The sequence below is a fragment of the uncultured Xanthomonas sp. genome, assembly GCF_964278005.1.
GTDB classification, from domain to species: domain Bacteria; phylum Pseudomonadota; class Gammaproteobacteria; order Xanthomonadales; family Xanthomonadaceae; genus Xanthomonas_A; species Xanthomonas_A sontii.
In genome coordinates, this window is record NZ_CAXYKF010000006.1 from 656,386 (window position 1) to 677,493 (window position 21,108).

The window sequence follows — 21,108 nt, forward strand, 5'->3', positions numbered from 1 at the left end:
CACAGCCCGGGGGGGAGTCTCATGTTCAAGTACAGCGTGCTTCGGCGCCGCAGCGCCGCCTGCCTTTTGCTGCTGGCAGCCGCCGGCACCGCCGCTGCCGGCGAGATCGGATTGCAGGCGCTGGCGACGACGCCGAATCCACAGCGTTTCATCGTCACCTATCGCGATGGCGCCGCGCCTGCGCTGGCCTCGCGTGCGGCACCGCTGGCGGAGGCCGCGCGCATGTTGCCGGCCCGGCGCGGCCGTGCCCTCGGCCTGGCATCGTTGCGGCGCCTGGCGACCGGTGCCGACGTCATCGCCGCCGATCGCAGCCTGGATCGCGTCGAGGCGGAGACGCTGATGCGGCGCCTGGCCGCCGATCCGGCCGTCGCGCGCGTGGAGGTCGATGTGCTGTTGCGCCCCCTGCTGGTCCCGAACGACCCTGGCCTGTCCCAACAATGGGCGTTCGGAACCGGTACGGCGACGATCAATGTGCGCCCGGCCTGGGATCTGGCGACGGGCAAGGGCGTGGTGGTCGCAGTGCTCGATACCGGCACCACCGCACATCCGGATCTGGCCGCGAACGTGTTGCCGGGCTACGACTTCATCAGCGACCCCCTGGTGGCCGGCGATGGCGGCGGCCGCGACCGTGACGCCGCCGATCCGGGCGATGGCTATCCCGCCAATACCTGCGGTGCCGGTACGCCGGCGGCGAGTTCGAGTTGGCACGGCACGCATGTGGCCGGCACCATCGCCGCGGTCACCAATAATGCCGCCGGTGTCGCCGGCGTCGCCTTCAACGCGAAGCTCCTGCCGGTGCGTGTGCTGGGTAAATGCGGTGGTTATCTCTCCGATGTCGCCGACGCCATCGTCTGGGCGTCCGGCGGCACCATCGCTGGCGTTCCCGCCAACCCGACGCCGGCGCAGGTCATCAACCTGTCGCTGGGTGCCGCCGGAAGCTGTTCGCCGACGATGGCAGGGGCGATCGCGAGTGCGGTTGCGCGCGGGACCAGCGTCGTCGTCGCTGCGGGCAACAGCAGCAGCGATGTCGCCGGCAGCGTGCCCGCCAATTGTCCGAACGTGATCGCGGTGGCCGCGACCACCTCCGCCGGCGCCCGTGCCAGTTTTTCCAACTATGGGGCGGGCGTGGACATTGCCGCTCCCGGACAGGGCATCCTGTCCACGCTCAATACCGGCACGCTGGGGCCGGGGGCGCCGGCGTATGCGTCCTACAGCGGCACCTCGATGGCGGCGCCGCACGTGGCCGGCGTCGCCGCGCTGGTGCTGTCGGCAGCGCTGAATCCGCTGACGCCGGCGGAACTGGAGGCCCGGCTGAAGGCCACCGCCAGCCCGCTGCCGGTGGCGTGCACCGCCGGCTGCGGTGCAGGGCTGGTCAATGCGGGGGCGGCGGTGGCGGCGACAGTGAAGGCGCAGACGCTGGTGCGTGGCGTGCCGCTGGCAAGTCTGTCGCTCAAGGCGGGAACGTCGCTGTACTACCAGATCAGCGTGCCTGCCGGCACGTCTGCATTGACGCTGGCCCTGAGCGGGGGTAGCGGCAATGCCGATCTGTACGTGCGCGCGGGCGCCCTGCCGACCGATACCGCATACGGTTGCCGGTCGGTCGCCGCCGGTACCACCGAGCGCTGCACGCTGACCTTGCCGGCCGGGCTCTATTACGTGCGGATCAAGGCGGTCACCGCGATGGCGGGCGTGAGTGCGACCGCCAGTTACTGACGCGCCTCACTCGCACAGATCGCAGGCACGTGCCTGCAGTGCGTCGAGCACCTGCGCGGCCTCCATTTCCAGCAGCAGGCCGCGCTGCCCGGCGTTGAACCAGACGCTGCCTGCGCCCAGTGCCGTTTGCTCGATCAGCACCGGCGCCGGCCGCTGCTGGCCCAGCGGACTGATGCCGCCGACCTTGTAGCCGGTACGGCGCTCGGCCTCGGCGGCCTCCATCATCCGCGCCGCCTTGCCGCCCGCAGCGGCGGCCAGTTTCTTCAACTGCACGCGGCGGTCGGACGGGACCACCACGCAGACCGCGCGCGTGTCGACCCAGGCCATCAGACTCTTCAGCACCCGCTCCGGCGGCAGGCCCAGCGCCTGTGCGGCCTGCAGGCCCTTGGCGCCGGCTTCGGCTTCGTAGTCGTAGGGATGCAGCCGGTAGACGACGCCGGCCGCATCCAGCGCCTTGGTTGCGCGCGTGGCCTTGGACATCGTCGCCGCTCAGGCCGCTTCGAAACGGTTCGCCGCCACGTTCTTGCGCACCTTCTGCGGATCCCAGATGCGCCCGTTCATGGCGATGTAGACGCCGGCCGGCAGCGACTGCACTGCGCCGACCGCGCAGCCGATGTTGAACTCGGCGTCGGAGCCGCGGAAGCGCGCCGGGTTCAGCGCGCCGGTCATCACGATGGTCTTGCCCTCGATCGCCTGCAGCACCTTGCCGGTCTGCACCATCGAGTCGGTGCCGTGGGTGATCAGCACATGGCGCGCGGACTGCGCGGCGATGGTGGCGCGGATCAGCTCGCGGTCTTCGTCGGTGATGTGCAGCGAATCCTTGCGGATGATCGGGATCACCGTGAAGCGGAAGGTCACGCCCAGTTCCTTGAGGATCTGGCCGATCTGCGGGTCGCCGATCTGGTAGTCGGACTTGTCGTCGAAGTAGATCTTGTCGATCGTGCCGCCGGTGGTGACGATCAGGAGTTCTTCCATTGCCGTTCCTAGAAGCATGTCGGGGCGCGGCCGTGGCCGCGCAGGCCGTCCATGATACCGGGCGCGGCGGTACGGCCGCTCAGTCGCGCCCGGCCGCGCCGCGGCGGCGGGCGAAGCGTGCGCGGATGCCCGGCGCGCTGGACAGGCCCACCACCAGCAGCGCCAGCAGCAGTTCCGCCCAGCCGTAGCCACGCTGTGGCGGGTGGCTCCAGGCGGTCATCACGCCGTGGCTGAACCACAGCAGCGCGCCGACGCCGCTCCAGAATCGTGCCACTGCCGAGCCGCGCAGCACGCCTACGGCGAGCAGCAGCGGCGGCAGCGCGAACACCAGCAGGGCGGCCAGACGGTGGCGATCGTCGTGGAACCAGGCCGCGAACAGCGCCGCCAGCGCCAGCAGCGTCGCCCCCAGCGCCACCCGCAGGCGCCCGCCGCTCATGGCGCCGCCAGTCGCTGCGCGATCTCGGCCAGGCGTCGGCCGAGCGCGCGCGCCAGCTGCGCTTCTTCCTCGCTGGGCTGCGGATCGTCTTCCGTGCCGGCGACGTGGCTGGCGCCGTACGGCGTGCCGCCGCTGCGGGTGCTGCTGAGCAGCGGTTCGGTGTAGGGAATGCCGACGATCAGGCAGCCGTGATGCAGCAGCGGCAGGTGCATCGACAGCAGGGTGGCTTCCTGGCCGCCGTGCAGCGACGCGGTCGAGGTGAACACCGCCGCCGGCTTGCCGGCCAGCGTGCCGCTGGCCCAGTCGGCGCCGAGCCCGTCGATGAAGTGCTTGACCGGCGCGGCCATGTTGCCGAAGCGGGTCGGGCTGCCCAGCGCCAGGCCCACGCACTCGCGCAGGTCGCTGGCGTCCACGTACGGCGCGCCGCTGTCGGGCACCGGCGGTGCGCTGGTCTGGGTGACTGCGGCCACCGGCGGCACGGTGCGCAGGCGCGCGGCCATGCCCGGCACCTCGCCGACGCCGCGCGCGATCTGCCGCGCCAGGCGCGCCACCGAGCCGCCACGGCTGTAGTACAGGACCAGAATCTCGGCCATGCGGCCCTCTCGTGGATCGAAACGGCCGCCAGTATCGACGATGCCGGCGTCCATGCGCATCGGGTACCCTTGCCCGATGCAGCCGCTGGACACCGTCAATCTCTGGGCCGATCGCCTGCGCGACCGCGCGCGCATGCGCAGCTTCGCCGGCTTCCTGTGGCGGCGCTTCCTCGACGACCGCCTGTTCCAGGCTGCGGCCTCGCTGGCCTACACCACCATCTTCGCGCTGGTGCCGCTGGCGGTGGTGGTGTTCGGGGTGCTGTCGGCGTTCCCGGTGTTCGACAAGTGGAGCGACCAGCTCAGCGACTACATCTTTTCCAACTTCGTGCCGGCCGCGGCGCGTTCGGTGGAGTCCTACCTGCGGCAGTTCTCGGCCAGCGCCGGGCAACTGACCACCGCCGGCGTGATCGCGCTGGTGGTCTCGCTGCTGATCACCCTCAACAGCGTCGAGCAGACCTTCAACCAGATCTGGCGGGTGGTGTCGGCGCGGCCGCAGCTGACCCGCTTCCTGGTGTACTGGACCGTGCTGACCCTCGGCGCGCTGCTGGCCGCGGCCTCGCTGGCGGTATCGGCGCGGTTCTTCGCGCTGCCGCTGTTCAAGACCAGCGAGGGCCGGCTGTTGGCGCAGGTGGTGCTGAGCGTGGCGCCGGTGCTGATCGAATTCGTCTGCATCACCCTGGTGTACCGGGTGGTGCCGCATCACACGGTCAAGCTGCGCCATGCGGTGCCGGGTGCACTGCTGGCGGTGCTGTTGCTGGAACTGGTGAAATGGGGCCTGAGCCTGTACCTGGGCAGCTTTCAGTCGTACCAGCGCATCTATGGCACGGTCGCGTTCGTGCCGATCTTCCTGCTGTGGATCTACCTGAGCTGGATCGCGATCCTGCTCGGTGCCTCGGTGTCCTCTTCGATCGCCGCCTTCCGCTACCAGCCGGCCTCGATGCGCCTGCCCGCCGGCTATGAGATCTACGGCCTGCTGCGCCTGCTCGGGCGCTTCGCGCAGGCGCGCAGGCAGGGCAGGGGGCTGCAGGAGGACCAACTCCTGGAACTGGAGCCGATGCTGACCGATTCGCTGGTGCAGGAACTGCTGTGCGAACTGGAGCGCATCCGCCTGCTCAGTCGTACCGAGCAGGGCGACTGGATGCTGGCTCGCGACCTGAGCGACGTGCCGGTGGCCGAGCTGTACGAGAATTGCCAACTGCGCATCCCTGTCGTCGAGACCTATCTGCCGTGCCGCGACGACGCCCTGGGCCAGGCGGCGTGCCGCGCGCTGGACGAACTGCGCCTGCCGTTGCGCGACGTGCTCAAGCGTCGCGTCGGCGACCTCTACACCGAGATTGGAGACCTTGCATGACCGCCATGCGCCTGCTGTTCCCGCTGTTCGCCGCTGCCGCCCTGCTGGCCGGGTGCGACCGCCAGCCCACGCCCAAGCCGGCCGACGGCGCCGCGACCACCGCGTCGTCCACCGCGCCCAAGGCGCCACCCGCCCCGGCAGCGCCGGAGGCGCCCGCCGCGCCGGCGGCCGGGCCGTCCGTGGTGCAGGAGACCCGCCCCGAGCCGACCCTGAAGATGAAGGCGGTGGACGACCGCGAGTACGACCTGGCCGCGCACCGCGGGCAGTGGGTGGTGGTGAACTTCTGGGCCACCTGGTGCGCGCCGTGCCTGAAGGAGATGCCGGAACTGTCGGCCTTGCACGTGATGCGCGACAACATCGAGGTGGTGGGCCTGGCCTACGAGGACATCGAGCCGGCGGAGATGCAGGCGTTCCTGAAGCAGCACCCGGTCGCCTATCCGATCGTCATCGTCGACACCTATGCGCCGCCGGCCGACTTCGCCACCCCGCGCGGCCTGCCGATGACCTACCTGATCGCGCCCGACGGCAAGCTCGCCAAGCAATTCCTGGGGCCGGTCACCGCCCACGACATCGAAACCGCGATCGCCGCGGCCGGTGGCCCGGCGCCCGGGCAGGGCAAGGGGAAGGGAAAGGCGGCGGGGTGAGGGGGCGGTGGCCTGGGTGACCGCGGCCGCCGCCGGGATTGGGGATTCGGGGTGCGCGCGTCGGAAGCGAAAAGTCTTCCTTGTGGGAGGGACTTCAGTCCCGACGCCTTGCGCGACCAGAGGATGGGATGGCTTCGCTCAGCCTCGGCTGAAGCCGCTCCTGCGGGGACAGCCGCCTCTTTAGTGGTGCGCGAGCCGAAACGACCGTAGAGGCGGCTTCAACCGCGACGCGCTGTTCCCGGAATGGCTGTGAGTGGCGCGCCCGGCGACGCGCGGTCGCAAAGTGACGACTGCGCGCCGCAGGCTTCAACCAATCCCCAATCCCTAATCCCCACTCCCCGCCTCATACGACGGAATCGGCTGCAGCAGCCCAAACTTTTCCTTGTGCAGCTTCTGCTTCAGCGGCGGCAGATCCAGGTCCGGTTCGTGCAGGCGGGTTTCCGGCAGTTGGTCGAGCAGGTGCCGGATCAGGGTCAGGCGGCCGCGCTTCTGGTCGTTGAAGTCGACCAGGGTCCATGGCGCATAGTCGCGGTGGGTGGCTTCCAGCATCGCCTCGCGCGCGCGGGTGTAGTCGGCGTACTGGCTGCGCGACTTCAGGTCCACCGGCGACAGCTTCCAGCCCTTCAACGGGTCGTGCAGGCGCTCGGCGAAGCGTTTTTCCTGCTGCGCCTGGTCCACGCACAGCCAGTACTTGAACAGGCGGATGCCATCGTCCACCAGCAACTGCTCGAACAGCGGGGTCTGGCGCAGGAAGGCGTGGTATTCGGCATCGCTGCAGTAGCCCATGACCCGCTCCACGCCGGCGCGGTTGTACCAGCTGCGGTCCATCAGCACGATCTCGCCGGCCGCCGGCAGATGCGCGATGTGACGCTGGAAATACCACTGCGTGGCTTCGCGGTCGGTCGGCTTGGGCAGGGCGACCACGCGGCACTGGCGCGGGTTCAGGTGTTCGGCGATGGCCTGGATCGCGCCGCCCTTGCCGGCGGTGTCGCGGCCTTCGAACAGCACCAGCACGCGCTCGCCGCTGTGCTGCACCGCCTGCGCCATCGCGGTCAGTTCCAGTTGCAGCGGCTGCATCAGGGCCTTGTACTGCTTGCGCTTGAGGTGGCTCATTTGCTGCTCCGCTTGCGGGTGCCGGTACCGGCCATGCTGCGTGCCACTTCCAGCAATGCGCCCTGCTGGCGGGTGTCGAGGGCGCGGTAGGCCTGCAGCAGATCGTGTTCGCCGCGGGTGCGTGCCGGGTCGAGTTGGCTGGCCAGTTCGCCGAGCAGGGCGCCGGCGGGCACGCCGAAGGTGCGCGCCAGGGCGGTGAGCTGGGCGCGTCCGGGCAGCTTTTCGCCCGCCATCCAGGCCTTGACCGTGGCCGCGCCGGCGCGCGGGATGGCCGCGGCGATATCCGCGGCGCTCATGCCGCTGGCCTTGGCCAGCAGGCGCAACGTGGTGTCCAGGGGCATGCGGGAGTCCAGGTCATTCCTTCAGCCGCGGGCGCAGCGTGGCCAGATTGCAGGGGCGGGTGCGGGCGTCCAGCTGCGCGGCGATGATCCGCTCCCAGGCCGTGCGGCAGGCCGAGGTGGAGCCGGGCAGGCAGAACAGGAAGGTGGCGTTGGCCAGGCCGGCGAAGGCGCGCGACTGCAGCGAGGAGGTGCCGATCTCCTCGACGCTGATCGCGCGGAACAGCTCGCCGAAGCCTGGCATCTCCTTGTCCAGCAGCGGCAGCAGCGCCTCGGGCGTGGAATCGCGGCCGGTGAAGCCGGTGCCGCCGGTGACCAGGATGCCGTCCACCTGCGGGTCGGCGATCCAGGCAGAGACCGTGGCGCGCATCCGGTAGCGGTCGTCCGGCAGCAGTTCCCGTGCGTGCAGGCGATGGCCGACGCCGCCGAGAGCGGCGACCAGATAGTCGCCGGAGCTGTCCTGGTCGAGGGTGCGCGTGTCCGAGACGGTCAGCACGCACAGGTTCAATGCGATGAAGTCGGCGTTGGCGGTCATGCCGGCAGCCTAGCGGCTCGCCCGGCCGGCGTACAGCCTGGGCGCGTTGGCGCTTCAGCCGCGGCTACGGCGGGGTTGGCGGGTTGTCGTGGACGACGGCAATGGGGGCGCTTCGGGCCGCCGAAGTGTGCGCCTGTGCGTGGTGATCGCGCGCTGGGATCGCCGCCTGAGCGGGGAGCCGCATCCGCGCACGTTGCTGGCGCGCGCCCGCCGATTCAGGCGTGGAGGTGGACCGGGGTCGTGCCGTCGCATGGCAGGACCAGGGTGCGTGGCCGGAAGCGACGGACGCTGGCGGCACGATCGGCGGCCAGCGGCAGGCGCTCGGGTTCGCGCTGCAGGGCACGTCGCTGTGCCTCCGCACTGTGCCACTCGGTGCATTCGAGCAGGGTGCGGTCGTCGTCCGACAGGTACAGGTGCGCGGCGATCAGGCCGCGCAGCGCATGTGCGCCATCCTGCAGGGCGGCGAAGGCGGCATCGGCGCGGCTTTGCGCCTGCGCTGCATTGCGGGTCGGGACGCGGGTCATCACCACGCAGGACGCTGCCCGCTGCGGATCGGATACGCCGCTGCGGATGCGCCGGTATCGCCGCAGCGTCCGCCGCAGCGCCGGCAGGCGTGCACGCAGCAGTCCATGCAGTGCTGGCGCCGCGTCGCAGCAGCAGCGTGCGTACAGCAGGTCGGGGGCATCGCCCAGCGATTCCATCCAGGTCAGGGCATGCAGCCGGTGATCGCACAGGCCGCGCATGCAGTCGAACAGCGCGGCGCGATCCGGAATGGGGGCTTCGGCGAGCAGCATGCTGCGAACGGGGGCGGAAGAATCGGGCGTCGGAATCGGGAGCGGCAGCGACATTGCGGGATCTGCACGAGGAGCGTGCGCGCAGTGTCGGACCTCAAGTTCACTTGAGGTCAAGCGCTTCGGTAGCTCGACTTGCACGCTGGCGACTGCGCCCATGCGCCTCATGGGCTGTCGTTGGCTGGGTCGCTGCGACCTGCAGCGACGCTCGTCCACACCACCCGTGCGCTGTGACGCAAGCGCGCTCGGCGATGGGAGACGGCGATGCGGATGTACCGGCGGTGATGTCGATGGCGACGTTGACTGGCGATACGTCGCCACGCCGTCCGTTGCTGGATGTGCCGCCGCGGCCTTGTGGCGCATCCGTGAGCGATCGATCAGGTCGAGCCTGCGCCTTCCCAGCCATGGCGCGAAGCCGTGTCGCGCAGCAGCGCGGCGAAGTCGTCGGCGAAGCCGCGCATGTCGAACAGGCCGCTGTCCGCGCGCCGCGCCTGCAGCCGCTCGCGCAGCGCCTGCAGCGCCGCGGGATCGCGCCCCAGGCGCACCGCGGTGACGACGAACGCTGCGTCGTCGGCGGCATTCATGTCGTCCAGGCCGAGATGATGATTGAGGCTGCCGGCCACGCGTGCGGCAAAGGTGCTGCCGGGGCAGGTCAGCACCGGGCAGCCGGCCCACAAGGCATCGGAGGCGGTGGTGTGGGCGTTGTACGGATGCGTGTCCAGGAACAGGTCGGCGTGCCGGTAGCGTGCCAGATAGTCCGGATGCGCCAGCTTGGGCATGAAACGCAGGCGCGTCGGGTCCACGCCGGCCGCCGCGGCGGCCGCACGCAGTCGGTCATCGGCCTGGCCCGGGCCGGACAGCAGCCACAGCACGCTGTCCGGCACTTGGCGCAGCACCTCCAGCATCCGCGCCATGCTGCGCGGGCCGAGCTTGTAGCTGTTGTTGAAGCAGCAGAACACGGCGCCGTGCTCGGGCAGGCCGCAGTCGCGGCGCGCGGGCGGGGTGCCGACATGGCGGGTATCGTCGGACGGCTGGAACGCGCGCGGCAGCCGCAGCACCCGCTCGCTGTAGTGCGCGGCCAGCGCCGGCGGCAACGCGTAGGCGTCGCCGACCACGTAGTCGATCCAGGGTGCGCCGGAGGTGCCGGGGTAGGCCAGCCAGTTCAATTGCACCGGCGCCGGACGCAGCGCCAGCACTTCCGGCGTGCCGCCGCCGCCCCAGCCGCGCAGATCGAACAGCAGGTCGATGCCGGTATCGCGGATGCGCTGGGCGATCTGCCGATGCGGCTGTCCGGCCACGTCGTGCCAGGCATGTGCAGCCGCCTGCAGCCGCGCACGGAGCGCGCTGCGGTCGTCGCCGTTGAGCGCGAACAGGTGCACCTGCAGGTCGGCATGCGCGCGCAAGTGCTCGAACAGGGCGACGGTCAGCAGGCCGGTGGGATGCGCGCCGAAGCCGTTGGACAGGAAGCCGATGCGCAGCGGGCCATCGCCGCGTACCTGCGCAGCGGGCAGCGGCGCGAGACAGCGCGCCAGCGCCTGAGCGCGGTTGCGCGCGCAGCGCAGTTGTTCGTCCGCGCCCGCGTCCTCGTTGAGGAAGGCGAACGGTTCGATCGCCGGGTGGCCTTGCCGTACCGCGCCGCGCACCTGCTGCGATAGCGCGTCCAGTCCGCGCCAGTCGCACAGCTTGCGCCGCCAGTTCAGCAGGTAGGCGGCGATCGACGGTTCCTGCGGCAACAGTGCATGCGCGTGGGCATAGGCCTGTGCCGCGGCTTCCGCCTCGCCATTGTCTTCCAGGGCGTGGCCGAGCCATACCGCGATGCCGGGGTGCTGGGGCGCCTGCCGCAGTGCCTCGCGCAATGCCTGCGCTGCGTCGGCATGACGACCCTGGGTCCAGCGCACCCGGCCCAGCCGCGCCAGCGCCTCCGGATGCCCCGGGCGCAACTGCAGCGCGCGCACGGCGGCCTGTTCGCCGGCCGCCACTGCGCCAGCGCCGAGTTCGGCGTCGGCGAGCATCACCCAGGCCAGGAAGTCCTGCGGATCGCGCCGCACCGCGGCCTGCAGTTGCAGGCGTTCGTCGACGCCGCCGCCGCTCATGCGGCCGTGGCGGCCGCGATCGACCGCGGGCGGTGCACGCTCACGGCACCAGCGCCTTGACGTAGTGCTGCGCGCTCAGGTCCTGCTGCCAGCCGCAGGCGCGGTACAGGGCCTGCGCGGACAGATTGTCCTGCGCCGTCTCCAGCACGATGCGCACTGCGCCGTCGTCCGCGGCGTGGCGTTCGGCGGCATGCAGCAGTGCCTGCGCCACGCCGTGGCGGCGGTGCGCGGGCGCCACGTACAGATCGTTGAGGATCCACAGCCGTGCCGCCCGCACCGAGGAGAAGGACGGATACAACTGCACGAAGCCGGCGGCCTGCGCATCGCGTTCGGCCAGCAGCACGACCGACTCGGCGCGGGCCATGCGCGCGGCGAGAAAGTCGTGCGCAGTCGCCGCATCCGGCGCCTGCCCGTAGAACTGCCGGTAGGCATCGAACAGCGCTGCCAGCGCCGGCAGGTCGTGCGCATCGGCCTGGCGCACGCGCACGCTCATGGGCTGTCGCTCAGGCGCGCCAGTTCGTCGACCTGGTGCTCGTGGCTCAGGCGTCCGATCAGCGCATCGAGGTCGCCCTCGATCACGTTCGGCAGGTCGTACAGGGTCAGGCCCTCGACGCGGTGATCGGTGATGCGGCCCTGCGGGAAGTTGTAGGTGCGGATGCGCTGGCTGCGGTCGCCGCTGCCGACCTGCAGCTTGCGATCCTGCGCCTCGGCCGCGGCCTGCTTGCTGCGCTCGGCCTCCAGCAGCTGCGCCTTGAGCCGCTTCAGCGCCTTGTCGCGGTTGGCGTGCTGGCTGCGCTCGGTCTGGCACTCCACCACCACGCCGCTGGGCACGTGGGTGATGCGGATCGCCGACTCGGTCTTGTTGACGTGCTGGCCGCCGGCGCCGGAGGAGCGGAAGGTGTCGATCTTCAGGTCGGCCGGATTGATCGCGATCTCCTCCACGTCGTCGGCCTCGGGAATGATCGCCACCGTCGCCGCGGAGGTGTGGATGCGGCCCTGCGATTCGGTCGCCGGCACGCGTTGCACGCGGTGCGTGCCGGATTCGAACTTGAGTTTGGAGTAGGCGCCGCGGCCGACGATGCGCGCCACCACCTCCTTGTAGCCGCCGTGCTCGCCGGGGCTGTCCGATTCCACTTCCACCTTCCAGCCCTGGCGTTCGGCGTAGCGGGCGTACATGCGGAACAGGTCGCCGGCGAAGATCGCCGCCTCGTCGCCGCCGGTGCCGGCGCGCACTTCCAGGAACAGGTTGCCGTCGTCGCGCGGGTCGCGCGGCACCAGCAGCAGCGCCAGTTCCGCGTCCAGTTCGGCCAGGCGCGCCTGCGCGGCGGCGATTTCCTCCTCGGCCAGTTCGCGCAGTTCCGGATCGGCGCGCATCGCCTCGGCCGAGGTCAGGTCGGCCTTGGCCGCGGCCTCGGCGGCCAGCGCGGCGGCGACCGGCTCCAGTTGCGCGAATTCGCGCGAGTAGTCGCGGAAGCGCGTGTTGTCGCTCACCACCTCGGGGTCGGACAGCAGGCGTTCGAGTTCTTCGCGACGCTCGGCCAGCGCCTCCAGCTTACGGCGCAGGGTCGGTGTCATCGGTCTTCAGAATGGGGTGGAAATAGCCCGGCTTCTCCGGGAACAGGCGCTCGGCGGCGCGCGCCAGCTCGGCGTCGCCGCGCAGCGCCGCCTCGCGCAGCGCCGCGGTGGGCGGATGCAGCAGGCGGTTGGTCAGGGTGTTGGCGAGGAATTCCAGCACCTCGTCGGCAGGCTTGCCGTGCGCCAACTGTTGCCGCGCCTTGGCCAGCACGTCGTCGCGGGTGCTGTCGCCGTGCGCGCGCAGGCGCTTGAGCGGCGCCTGGCGGGTGCTGGCCTGCAGCGCCTCCATGTAGCGCACGACCTGCAGGTCGATGATCGCCTCGGCCGCCTCGGCGGCCTCGCGGCGGCCGCGGCGGTTGTCCTCGACCGCGCGCTCCAGGTCGTCGACGGTGTACAGGTAGGCGTCGGCCAGGTCGGCCACGCCGGCCTCGATGTCGCGCGGCACCGCCAGGTCGAACAGCAGCATCGGCTTGTGCTTGCGCGCGCGCAGCGCCTGCTCGACCTGCGCTCGCGTCACCACCGGCTCGCGCGCGGCGGTGGCCGAGAACACCACGTCGGCCTCGTGCAGGTGGCGCTCCAGCTCGCTCAGCGGCAGCGCCACGCCGCCGTGGCGGCTGGCCAGTTCCTGCGCGTGGGCGAGGGTGCGGTTGGCGATCAGCAGGCGCCGCACCCGGCCTTCGCTGAGATGCTTGGCGGCCAGCTCGATGGTCTCGCCGGCGCCGACCAGCAGCACGGTGGATTCGCTGAGCCGGGCGAAGGAGCTCTGCGCCAGGCGCACCGCGGTGGAGGCGACCGAGACCGGATTGGCGCCGACCCGGGTGTCGGTGCGCGCGCGCTTGGCCACCGAGAAGGTCTGCTGGAACAGGCGGTCCAGGCGGCTGCCCATCGCCCCGTGCTCGCGCGCCAGCGACCAGGCGTCCTTCACCTGGCCGAGGATCTGCGGTTCGCCCAGCACCATCGAGTCCAGCCCGGTGGCGACCCGGAACAGGTGCCGCACCGCGTCCGCGTCCTGATGCTGGTACAGATAGCCGTGCAGGCCGGCGGCATGCGAGTCCAGCCAGTCGGCCAGGTGCTGCGCATCGCCGGCGATGGCGTACAGCTCGGTGCGGTTGCAGGTGGACAGCAGCGCCGCCTCGGCGACGTCGGGCAGCCCGCGCAGCGATTGCAGCGCGCGCGGCAATGCGTCGCCGGCGAATGCCACCCGTTCGCGCAGGTCGACCGGCGCGGTTTGGTGGTTCAATCCGAGCACCCACAACGTCATCTGTTCAGTTGCTTGCGATAAGCTGCTGGCCATTCAGGGCCCCATTTTACGGCCCGGCCGCTTCCGATGCCCGCATTGATTCGCATCCGTACCATTCTGCTGCTGTCCGCAATCGCCGCCGTGGCCGCACCGGCCGCGGCCAAGGCACCGAGCCCCGCCCAGGACGTGATGACCCCGGTGCTGGCCGGCGAGTTCGCGTTGCAGGCCGGGCAACTGGCCGACGCCTCGCGCTGGTACCTGCAGGCCGCCAACGACAGCCCCGGCGATGCCGGCCTGGCCGAGCGCGCCACCCGCATCGCGATGCTGGCCAACGACACCGCGGCCGCCGCCCAGGCGCTGGCGCTGTGGCGGCAGCGCGCGCCCGAGTCGCTGGCCATCCGCAGCGCCGAGGCCTCGCTGGCCCTGCGCAACGGCAACCTGCGCCAGGCGCGCAGCCTGCTGGTGGCCTTGCTGCGCGACAAGGACCCGCGCGGCTGGCGCTTCGCCTTGATCGCCCTGGTCAGCGGCAACCGCGATCCGGAAGTGGCGGCCAAGGCCCTGGACCAGTTGCTCGACGCCAATGCCATCCCCGACCAGCTCGAGGCCTGGCAGGAATTCGGACGCCTGGCGCTGCGCCTGGACCAGCCCAAGCTGGCCGAGCGTATCGTCGACCAGTTGGTCAAGCGCTTCCCGCAGGAGCCGCGCGTGGCGCTGCTGCATGCCACGCAGTTGCAGCAGGCGGGCAAGACCGAACAGGCGCGCGCGTTGCTGCAGGGCGTGGAGCCCAAGGTGTCCGGCGACCCGGAACTGCGCACGGCGCTGGCCTATGCCTACGACGCGATCGGCGACACCGCCGCCGCGGCGCGGGTGCTGGCGCTGGGGCCGCAGACCACCCAGAACTACGGCCTGCGCGCCTCGATGCTGGCCAAGCTGCAGGACAATGCGGCGTTGACCGCGCTGTACGACGAGCTGCGCAAGGGTGCCGACCGGCCCGATCCGGAGCGGCGCCTGCTGCTCGGCAAGATCGCCGAGTTCCTCAAGCGCAACCAGGAGGCGGTGGACTGGTACCGCGGCGTGCCGGGCGGCCCGTTGCGCAGCGAGGCGCGGCTGCGCGCCGCCGGCGCGTTGTACGCGCTCGGCCAGAAGGACGCGGCCTTCGCCGAGGCGCGCGCGCTGCAGGACGACGCCGAGGCCGACGATGCCGCGCGCCGCGACGCCTACGTGCTGGAGGCGGAACTGCGCCAGCGCAGCGGCGACGACGCCGGCGAACTGCAGGTGTTCGAGCGCGGCCTGGCTGCGTATCCGGACGACAACGCGCTGCTGTACGCGCGCGGGCTGTCCTGGGAGCGTCGCGACCGCATCGACCGCGCCGAGGCCGACCTGCGCAAGATCCTGGTCACCGACCCGGAGAACGTGGCGGCGCTGAACGCGCTCGGCTACACCCTGGCCGACCGCACCAAGCGCTATCGCGAGGCGCTGCAGTTGATCGACCGCGCCCGTACCGCCGATCCCGACAATGCCGCGATCATCGACAGCTATGGCTGGGTGCTGTACCGGCTCGGCAAGACCCAGGAGGCGCTGGTGCAACTGCGCCGCGCCTGGAGCCTGGTGAAGGATCCGGAGATCGCCGCGCACATCGGCCAGGTGCTGTGGGAGCAGGGCAAGCACGAGGAGGCCGACAAGTACTTCGACGAGGCGCGCAAGCTCGATCCGGACAATCGCGCGCTGCGCCGCGCCCTGGACAAGGTGGCGCCGTGACCGCCGGCCTGCGCACCGCCTGGGCGCTGGCCGCCGGGCTGCTGCTGGCCGGTTGCAGTGCGCTGCCGACCCGCACCCCGGCGCCGGTCGCCGTCGCTGCGCCCGACGCCGCTGCGCAGCAGGCCGAGGCCGCGCGTGCGCAGTGGCTGCGGGCGCATCCGGACTGGTCGTTCCAGGGGCGGGTGGCGATCACCAAGGGGCGCAACGGCGGCAGCGGCCGCATCGACTGGACCCAACGGCAGCGCCAGTACGAGGTGCAACTCAGCGCGCCGGTGACCCGGCAGAGCTGGCGCCTGACTGGCGACAGCCACTCCGAGGCCGGGCGCCTGGAGGGGCTGGAGGGCGGTCCGCGCGATGGCGAGAACGCCGAGCAGCTGCTGCTGGAGGCGACCGGCTGGGAAATCCCGGTCAACCTGCTGCCCGACTGGGTGCGCGGGTTGGTGGCGACCGACGCGCAGGCGCCGGAGCGGGTCGACTACGACGCGCAGGGCCGGCCGCATACGCTGCGGCAGATGGGTTGGGAGATCGAATTCCAGGACTGGTATCCGCCCAGCGACGGCCGTCCGGCGCTGCCGCGGCGCATCGAGGCGCGCAACGGCGACGCCAAGGTGCGCCTGCTGGTCGACGCCTGGACCGTGCCTGCGCCATGAGCGGGGGCACCGACGGGGGCTGGTCGTCCTGGCCGGCCCCGGCGAAGCTGAACCTGTTCCTGCAGATCACCGGCCGCCGGCCGGACGGCTACCACCAGTTGCAGACCGTGTTCCGCCTGCTGAACTGGGGTGACACGGTGCACCTGCGGCCGCGTGCGGACGGGGTGGTGGCGCGGATCGGTCCGTCCGTGGCCGGCGTCGCCGAGGCCGACGATCTGCTGGTGCGTGCCGCGCGCCTGCTGCAAAAATCGGCAAATATCGCCCAAGGTGTGGATATCCGCGTCGAAAAACGCATTCCGGCCGGCGGTGGCTTTGGTGGCGGTTCGTCCGATGCGGCGACCGCGCTGGTGGCGCTGAATGCCCTGTGGGGCGCCGGGCTGGACGAGGACGCCCTGGCTGGCCTCGGCCTGTCGCTGGGCGCGGACGTGCCGGTGTTCGTGCGCGGGCGCGACGCCTGGGCCGAGGGCGTGGGTGAGCGATTGACCGCGCTGGCGCTGCCGCCGGCCTGGTATGTGCTGGCCGATCCGGGGGTGCACGTGCCCACCGCGGCCCTGTTTCAGTCCCCGGATTTGACGCGGGATGCTGCACCCGCGAAAATAGCGGACTTCGTTTCAGGTTTCCTGCTCGGCAATGCGTTCGAGCCGGTCCTGCTTCGCCGCGAACCGGCCGTCCAGGCCACGTTCCAGGCGCTGGCTCGGATCGGTACGCCACGCCTGACCGGGTCGGGGAGCGGTTGTTTCGTCGAGTTCGCCGATCGCGCTGCCGCCGTGCGCGCGCTGGCGGACTTGCCGGACGGGATGCGCGCCTGGGTGGCAGGTGGTGTTCCGCGTTCGCCGCTGCTCGACGCGCTGGAGGCTTGACACAGGTTTACGCAGGGGCGTCGCCAAGAGGCCCAAGGCACCAGGTTTTGATCCTGGCATTCGTAGGTTCGAATCCTACCGCCCCTGCCATTATGCGAGTCCCTCGCAAAAGCCCGCACATCCATGTGCGGGGATTCAACAGGTAGAAGCATCGCTCCTCCTGGCTTCCTGATCCACGTAGTTATCGTCGCCACACGCTCTTCGCAGCCACCCGAGAGACCCCTCATGCAAGACCAACGCAACCTGCTGGTGTTCTCCGGCAACGCCAACAAGCCCCTGGCCAAAAGCATCTGCCGCGAGTTGGGCGTGCGCCCCGGCAAGGCGATGGTCTCCAGCTTCTCCGACGGCGAAGTGCAGGTGGAGATCGAGGAGAATGTGCGCCGGCAGGAAGTGTTCGTGATCCAGCCGACCTGCGCGCCCAGCGCAGAGAACCTGATGGAGCTGCTGGTGATCATCGACGCGCTCAAGCGCGCCAGCGCCGCCAGCGTCACCGCGGTGGTGCCGTACTTCGGCTACTCGCGGCAGGACCGGCGCATGCGCTCCTCGCGCGTGCCGATCACCGCCAAGGTCGCGGCGAAGATGTTCAGCGCGGTCAACGCCGACCGCGTGCTGACCGTGGACCTGCACGCCGACCAGATCCAGGGCTTCTTCGATATCCCGGTCGACAACGTCTACGCCTCGCCGCTGCTGCTGGCCGACATCTGGCGCGCCTACGGCACCGACAACCTGATCGTGGTGTCGCCGGACGTGGGCGGCGTGGTCCGTGCCCGCGCGGTGGCCAAGCGCCTGGACGATGCGGACCTGGCGATCATCGACAAGCGCCGCCCGCGCGCCAACGTGTCCACGGTGATGAACATCATCGGCGACGTCGAGGGCAAGACCTGCGTGCTGGTCGACGACATCGTCGACACCGCCGGCACCCTGTGCGCCGCCGCGGCCGCGTTGAAGGAGCGTGGCGCCCTGAAGGTCGCCGCGTACTGCACGCATCCGGTGCTGTCCGGCCCGGCGGTGAGCAACATCAGCAATTCGCAGCTGGACGAACTGGTGGTCACCGACACGATTCCGCTGTCGGAGGCCGCCCGCGCCTGCGGCAAGATCCGCCAGCTCAGCGTCGCCGAGCTGCTGGCCGAAACCATCCGCCGCATCGCCTTCGGCGAGTCGGTGAGCTCGTTGTACGTGGATTAAAGGCTGGGAATGGGGCATCGGGAATAGGGAATGGGCGGAGCGCGGCATTGCGCTGTTGCGATTCCCCATTCCCGGTTCCCCACTCCCGGCTTCACAGACTCTTCTGGTCGCGGAAGAGTCATCAAAACCGTCGCGAGGCGGTTCATTCAACCAAGGTAGTAAACGCAAATGGCAACCACGCATGAAATCAAGGTTCAGCGCCGCGAAGTCGAGGGCAAAGGTGCGAGCCGCCGCCTCCGTCGCGACGGCCTGATCCCGGCGATCGTCTACGGTGGCGATCTGAAGCCGGTCAACATCCAGCTCGACCACAACGAAGTCTGGCTGGCCAGCCAGAACGACTGGTTCTATTCGTCGATCCTCAGCCTGAGCCTGAACGGCGACGTGCAGAAGGTGCTGCTGCGCGATATGCAGCGTCACCCGTTCAAGCAGCTGATCATGCACATCGACTTCCAGCGCGTGAACGACAACGAAGCCCTGCACGCCTCGGTGCCGCTGCACTTCATCAACGAGGACGTGTCCCCGGCCGGCAAGTCGGCCGAAGTGGTCGTCACCCACGAGCTGAACGAAATCCAGGTCGTGTGCCTGCCGAAGGACCTGCCGGAGTTCGTCGAAGTCGACCTGGCCGCGCTGTCGGTCGGCGACGTGATCCACCTGTCCGACCTGAAGCTGCCGGCCGGCGTCGAGCTGCCGGAACTGAAGCTGGGCAAGGAGCACGACGTGGCGGTGGTCATCGCCAAGCACGGTCGTGTCGAGGAAGAGCCGGAAGCCACCGACGCGGCGGCTGCCGCCGAGCCGGCCAAGAAGGACGGCAAGTAATCGCCAGCGCGGCGTCCGGGCCATCGGTCCGGGCGCCGCGGCGATGCATTGCGCATGACTGGTCTGCGTCTGATCGTCGGCCTGGGCAATCCCGGCGCCGAACACGCGAACACCCGGCACAACGCCGGGTTTCGTTTTGTCGACGCGTTGGCCGAGCGGGCCGGCGCGCGCTGGAGCGTGGACGCCAAGCTGTTCGGCGAGACCGCCAAGGTCGAGGTCGCGGGGCAGTCGGTGTGGCTGCTGAAGCCGGCCACCTTCATGAACCTCAGCGGCAAGTCGGTCACGGCCGCCTTGCGCTTCTGGAAGATCGAACCGGCGCAGGCGCTGCTGGCGCATGACGAGCTGGACCTGGCGCCAGGCACGGCGCGGCTCAAGTTCGACGGCGGCCACGGCGGCCAGAACGGACTGCGCGATACCATCCGCCTGCTCGGGCATGCCGGCTTCCACCGCCTGCGCATCGGCATCGGCCATCCCGGCCACAAGGACAAGGTGGTGCCGTGGGTGCTGGGACGCGCCGGCAAGGACGACCAGTTGCTCATCGATCGCGCCATCGACGACGCCATCGACGTGCTGCCGCTGGCCGTGCAGGGCGACTTCAACGAGGCGATGAAGCGGTTGCATACGCAGGGGAAATAGGGAATGGGGAATGGGGAATGGAAAGGCGGCTATGCTTTCCGATTCCCTATTCCCGATTCTCCATTCCCGGATCACACATATGGGCATCAAATGCGGCATCGTCGGCCTGCCCAACGTCGGCAAGTCGACCCTGTTCAATGCGCTGACCAAGGCGGGCATCGCCGCGGCCAATTTTCCGTTCTGCACCATCGAGCCGAACGTGGGCGTGGTGCCGGTGCCGGATCCGCGCCTGAACGCGCTGGCGGCGATCATCAATCCGCAGAAGGTCGTGCCGACCGCGGTCGAGTTCGTCGACATCGCCGGCCTGGTCGCCGGTGCGGCCAGCGGTGAGGGCCTGGGCAACAAGTTCCTGGCGCACATCCGCGAGGTCGATGCGATCACCCACGTGGTGCGCTGCTTCGAGCATGGCGACATCATCCATGTGAACAACAAGGTCGATCCGGTCTCCGACATCGAGACCATCGATACCGAGCTGGCCCTGGCCGATCTGGACAGCGTCGAGAAGGCGCTCAACCGCGCCGAGCGTTCGGCCAAGGGCGGCGACAAGGACGCGGCGGCGCGCAAGCCGGTGCTGGCCAAGCTGCAGGCCGCGCTGGCCGAGGGCAAGGCCGGGCGCAACGCCGGGCTGGACGAGGAAGAGAAGGCGCTGGTGCGCGACCTGTTCCTGCTCACCCTCAAGCCGGTGATGTACATCGCCAACGTGCTGGAAGACGGCTTCGAGAACAATCCGCACCTGGATGCGGTGCGCGCGCATGCCGCCGCCGAGGGCGCCGAGGTGGTCCCGGTGTCGGCGGCGATCGAGGAAGAGCTGTCGCAGCTGGACGACGCCGACCGCGATGCGTTCCTGGCCGATCTGGGCCTGAGCGAGCCGGGCCTGAACCGGGTGATCCGCGCCGGCTACACCCTGCTGGGGCTGCAGACCTACTTCACCGCTGGCGTGAAGGAAGTGCGCGCCTGGACGGTCAAGGCCGGGTCGACCGCGCCGCAGGCCGCGGCGGTGATCCACACCGACTTCGAGAAGGGCTTCATCCGCGCCGAAACCATCGCCTACGACGACTTCATCAAGTACAAGGGCGAGGCCGGCGCCAAGGAGGCCGGGCGCCTGCGTCTTGAGGGCAAGGAGTACCGCGTGCAGGAAGGCGATATCCTGCATTTCCGCTTCAACGTCTGATGCGTGCGCGTGTCCTGGCCGGGCGCGCGCGGGCAACGACGATTTCCTGCGACATCGCGTCAAAATACTGTTGACAAGGCGGGGATGTCAGGGAAGAATAGCGGGCTGTTTCACCCCTCTCTGATTTCGGCCTCGCAGCCGGGTTCGAGTGGGTAAGTTGGAGGGATACCCAAGCGGCCAACGGGGGCAGACTGTAAATCTGCTGGCTTACGCCTTCGGTGGTTCGAATCCACCTCCCTCCACCAGTTATTTTGTTGTGGCAGTGCGGCATCCCGTAGCGGGAGTAGTTCAACGGTAGAACCTCAGCCTTCCAAGCTGATGGTGCGGGTTCGATTCCCGTCTCCCGCTCCATTGAACGCGCTTGTGTCACAATAGAACAACGCTCACGTAGCTCAGTCGGTAGAGCACCTCCTTGGTAAGGAGGAGGTCGAAGGTTCGATTCCTTTCGTGAGCACCATATTCAGTCGTCAAATCTTTCTACGATCACCGAGAAGAAGCAGCCATGGCCAAGGGTAAGTTCGAGCGCACCAAGCCGCACGTCAACGTCGGCACCATCGGTCACGTCGACCACGGCAAGACCACGCTGACCGCGGCGCTGACCAAGATCGGCGCAGAGCGCTTCGGCGGCGAGTTCA

General features: G+C 69.9%; 23 protein-coding genes and 4 tRNA genes. 15 read left to right on the plus strand and 12 right to left on the minus strand.

Annotated features, from left to right (window positions below; genetic code table 11):
* Window positions 1–21: 21 nt before the first annotated feature.
* Complete coding sequence (locus ACHWVH_RS05270) at window positions 22–1,713, plus strand: S8 family peptidase (RefSeq protein ID WP_394686798.1); 1,692 nt, start codon at window positions 22–24, stop codon at window positions 1,711–1,713.
* A 6-nt stretch (window positions 1,714–1,719) separates the two neighbouring features.
* Here ACHWVH_RS05270 and ybaK read toward each other — a convergent pair whose 3' ends face one another.
* From ybaK to wrbA, 4 genes are all read right to left on the minus strand, one after another.
* On the minus strand, window positions 1,720–2,193 hold the full coding sequence (gene ybaK / locus ACHWVH_RS05275; RefSeq protein WP_017909074.1) for a Cys-tRNA(Pro) deacylase: 474 nt from the start codon (window positions 2,191–2,193) through the stop codon (window positions 1,720–1,722).
* 9 nt (window positions 2,194–2,202) lie between these two features.
* Window positions 2,203–2,688, minus strand: coding sequence for an asparaginase domain-containing protein (locus ACHWVH_RS05280; RefSeq protein ID WP_017909075.1), 486 nt, complete (start codon window positions 2,686–2,688; stop codon window positions 2,203–2,205).
* A 79-nt stretch (window positions 2,689–2,767) separates the two neighbouring features.
* Window positions 2,768–3,124 carry a DUF2069 domain-containing protein gene (locus ACHWVH_RS05285; RefSeq protein ID WP_394686799.1) on the minus strand — a complete coding sequence of 119 codons (357 nt, stop codon included), beginning with the start codon at window positions 3,122–3,124 and terminating at the stop codon, window positions 2,768–2,770.
* A complete protein-coding gene (wrbA, locus tag ACHWVH_RS05290) occupies window positions 3,121–3,717 on the minus strand; it encodes an NAD(P)H:quinone oxidoreductase (protein WP_394686800.1) in 597 nt (198 codons plus the stop codon). Before wrbA ends, ACHWVH_RS05285 begins: the two co-directional genes overlap by 4 nt.
* A gap of 76 nt (window positions 3,718–3,793) precedes the next feature.
* On the opposite strand from wrbA, the gene ACHWVH_RS05295 reads away from it, so the two are divergent.
* The gene (locus ACHWVH_RS05295; RefSeq protein ID WP_043093046.1) at window positions 3,794–5,068 is read left to right on the plus strand and encodes a YihY family inner membrane protein; all 1,275 of its coding nucleotides are present in this window, start codon (window positions 3,794–3,796) and stop codon (window positions 5,066–5,068) included.
* Window positions 5,065–5,712 carry a TlpA family protein disulfide reductase gene (locus ACHWVH_RS05300; protein WP_394686801.1) on the plus strand — a complete coding sequence of 216 codons (648 nt, stop codon included), beginning with the start codon at window positions 5,065–5,067 and terminating at the stop codon, window positions 5,710–5,712. The genes ACHWVH_RS05295 and ACHWVH_RS05300 overlap by 4 nt, the downstream gene beginning before the upstream one ends.
* Before the next feature lie 324 nt (window positions 5,713–6,036).
* Here the strand turns inward: ACHWVH_RS05300 and ppk2 are convergent, their stop codons facing one another.
* From ppk2 to hemA, 8 genes are all read right to left on the minus strand, one after another.
* Complete coding sequence (ppk2, locus tag ACHWVH_RS05305; protein ID WP_152182232.1) at window positions 6,037–6,825, minus strand: polyphosphate kinase 2; 789 nt, start codon at window positions 6,823–6,825, stop codon at window positions 6,037–6,039.
* Window positions 6,822–7,166 (minus strand): helix-turn-helix domain-containing protein, encoded by a 345-nt coding sequence (locus ACHWVH_RS05310; protein ID WP_017911650.1) that lies wholly within the window; start codon window positions 7,164–7,166, stop codon window positions 6,822–6,824. The genes ppk2 and ACHWVH_RS05310 overlap by 4 nt, the downstream gene beginning before the upstream one ends.
* Before the next feature lie 13 nt (window positions 7,167–7,179).
* Complete coding sequence (gene moaB / locus ACHWVH_RS05315) at window positions 7,180–7,698, minus strand: molybdenum cofactor biosynthesis protein B (RefSeq protein ID WP_017911651.1); 519 nt, start codon at window positions 7,696–7,698, stop codon at window positions 7,180–7,182.
* 215 nt (window positions 7,699–7,913) lie between these two features.
* Window positions 7,914–8,648 (minus strand): hypothetical protein, encoded by a 735-nt coding sequence (locus tag ACHWVH_RS05320; RefSeq protein ID WP_394686802.1) that lies wholly within the window; start codon window positions 8,646–8,648, stop codon window positions 7,914–7,916.
* A 218-nt stretch (window positions 8,649–8,866) separates the two neighbouring features.
* Window positions 8,867–10,582 (minus strand): tetratricopeptide repeat protein, encoded by a 1,716-nt coding sequence (locus ACHWVH_RS05325; protein ID WP_394686803.1) that lies wholly within the window; start codon window positions 10,580–10,582, stop codon window positions 8,867–8,869.
* A 40-nt stretch (window positions 10,583–10,622) separates the two neighbouring features.
* Window positions 10,623–11,075 carry a GNAT family N-acetyltransferase gene (locus tag ACHWVH_RS05330; RefSeq protein ID WP_295925273.1) on the minus strand — a complete coding sequence of 151 codons (453 nt, stop codon included), beginning with the start codon at window positions 11,073–11,075 and terminating at the stop codon, window positions 10,623–10,625.
* Window positions 11,072–12,157: a peptide chain release factor 1 gene (prfA, locus tag ACHWVH_RS05335; protein WP_295925274.1), complete on the minus strand. Its 1,086-nt coding sequence runs from the start codon at window positions 12,155–12,157 to the stop codon at window positions 11,072–11,074. The genes ACHWVH_RS05330 and prfA overlap by 4 nt, the downstream gene beginning before the upstream one ends.
* Entirely contained in the window at window positions 12,135–13,418 is a 1,284-nt protein-coding gene (gene hemA / locus ACHWVH_RS05340) for a glutamyl-tRNA reductase (RefSeq protein ID WP_017908875.1), read from the minus strand. The genes prfA and hemA overlap by 23 nt, the downstream gene beginning before the upstream one ends.
* 66 nt (window positions 13,419–13,484) lie before the next feature.
* On the opposite strand from hemA, the gene ACHWVH_RS05345 reads away from it, so the two are divergent.
* From ACHWVH_RS05345 to ACHWVH_RS05400, 12 genes are all read left to right on the plus strand, one after another.
* Window positions 13,485–15,155, plus strand: coding sequence for a tetratricopeptide repeat protein (locus ACHWVH_RS05345; RefSeq protein WP_295925275.1), 1,671 nt, complete (start codon window positions 13,485–13,487; stop codon window positions 15,153–15,155).
* Window positions 15,152–15,805, plus strand: coding sequence for a lipoprotein insertase outer membrane protein LolB (gene lolB / locus ACHWVH_RS05350; RefSeq protein ID WP_295925276.1), 654 nt, complete (start codon window positions 15,152–15,154; stop codon window positions 15,803–15,805). Before ACHWVH_RS05345 ends, lolB begins: the two co-directional genes overlap by 4 nt.
* A complete protein-coding gene (gene ispE / locus ACHWVH_RS05355) occupies window positions 15,802–16,665 on the plus strand; it encodes a 4-(cytidine 5'-diphospho)-2-C-methyl-D-erythritol kinase (protein ID WP_394686804.1) in 864 nt (287 codons plus the stop codon). The genes lolB and ispE overlap by 4 nt, the downstream gene beginning before the upstream one ends.
* A gap of 13 nt (window positions 16,666–16,678) precedes the next feature.
* Window positions 16,679–16,755: transfer RNA gene (locus tag ACHWVH_RS05360), tRNA-Gln, on the plus strand.
* A gap of 135 nt (window positions 16,756–16,890) precedes the next feature.
* Window positions 16,891–17,850: a ribose-phosphate diphosphokinase gene (locus ACHWVH_RS05365; RefSeq protein WP_017911658.1), complete on the plus strand. Its 960-nt coding sequence runs from the start codon at window positions 16,891–16,893 to the stop codon at window positions 17,848–17,850.
* Window positions 17,851–18,018: 168 nt separating this feature from the next.
* Complete coding sequence (locus tag ACHWVH_RS05370) at window positions 18,019–18,666, plus strand: 50S ribosomal protein L25/general stress protein Ctc (RefSeq protein ID WP_017907366.1); 648 nt, start codon at window positions 18,019–18,021, stop codon at window positions 18,664–18,666.
* Window positions 18,667–18,720: 54 nt separating this feature from the next.
* Complete coding sequence (gene pth / locus ACHWVH_RS05375) at window positions 18,721–19,302, plus strand: aminoacyl-tRNA hydrolase (RefSeq protein ID WP_267093573.1); 582 nt, start codon at window positions 18,721–18,723, stop codon at window positions 19,300–19,302.
* A 79-nt stretch (window positions 19,303–19,381) separates the two neighbouring features.
* Window positions 19,382–20,473 carry a redox-regulated ATPase YchF gene (gene ychF / locus ACHWVH_RS05380; protein WP_010341267.1) on the plus strand — a complete coding sequence of 364 codons (1,092 nt, stop codon included), beginning with the start codon at window positions 19,382–19,384 and terminating at the stop codon, window positions 20,471–20,473.
* 159 nt (window positions 20,474–20,632) lie between these two features.
* Window positions 20,633–20,718: transfer RNA gene (locus ACHWVH_RS05385), tRNA-Tyr, on the plus strand.
* 32 nt (window positions 20,719–20,750) lie between these two features.
* Window positions 20,751–20,824, plus strand: a tRNA-Gly gene (locus ACHWVH_RS05390).
* Between the two features lie 30 nt (window positions 20,825–20,854).
* Window positions 20,855–20,930 (plus strand) — tRNA-Thr (locus tag ACHWVH_RS05395).
* Between the two features lie 45 nt (window positions 20,931–20,975).
* Window positions 20,976–21,108, plus strand: a 133-nt coding sequence (locus tag ACHWVH_RS05400) for a GTP-binding protein (RefSeq protein WP_241899612.1), incomplete at its 3' end; no start/stop codon positions are given.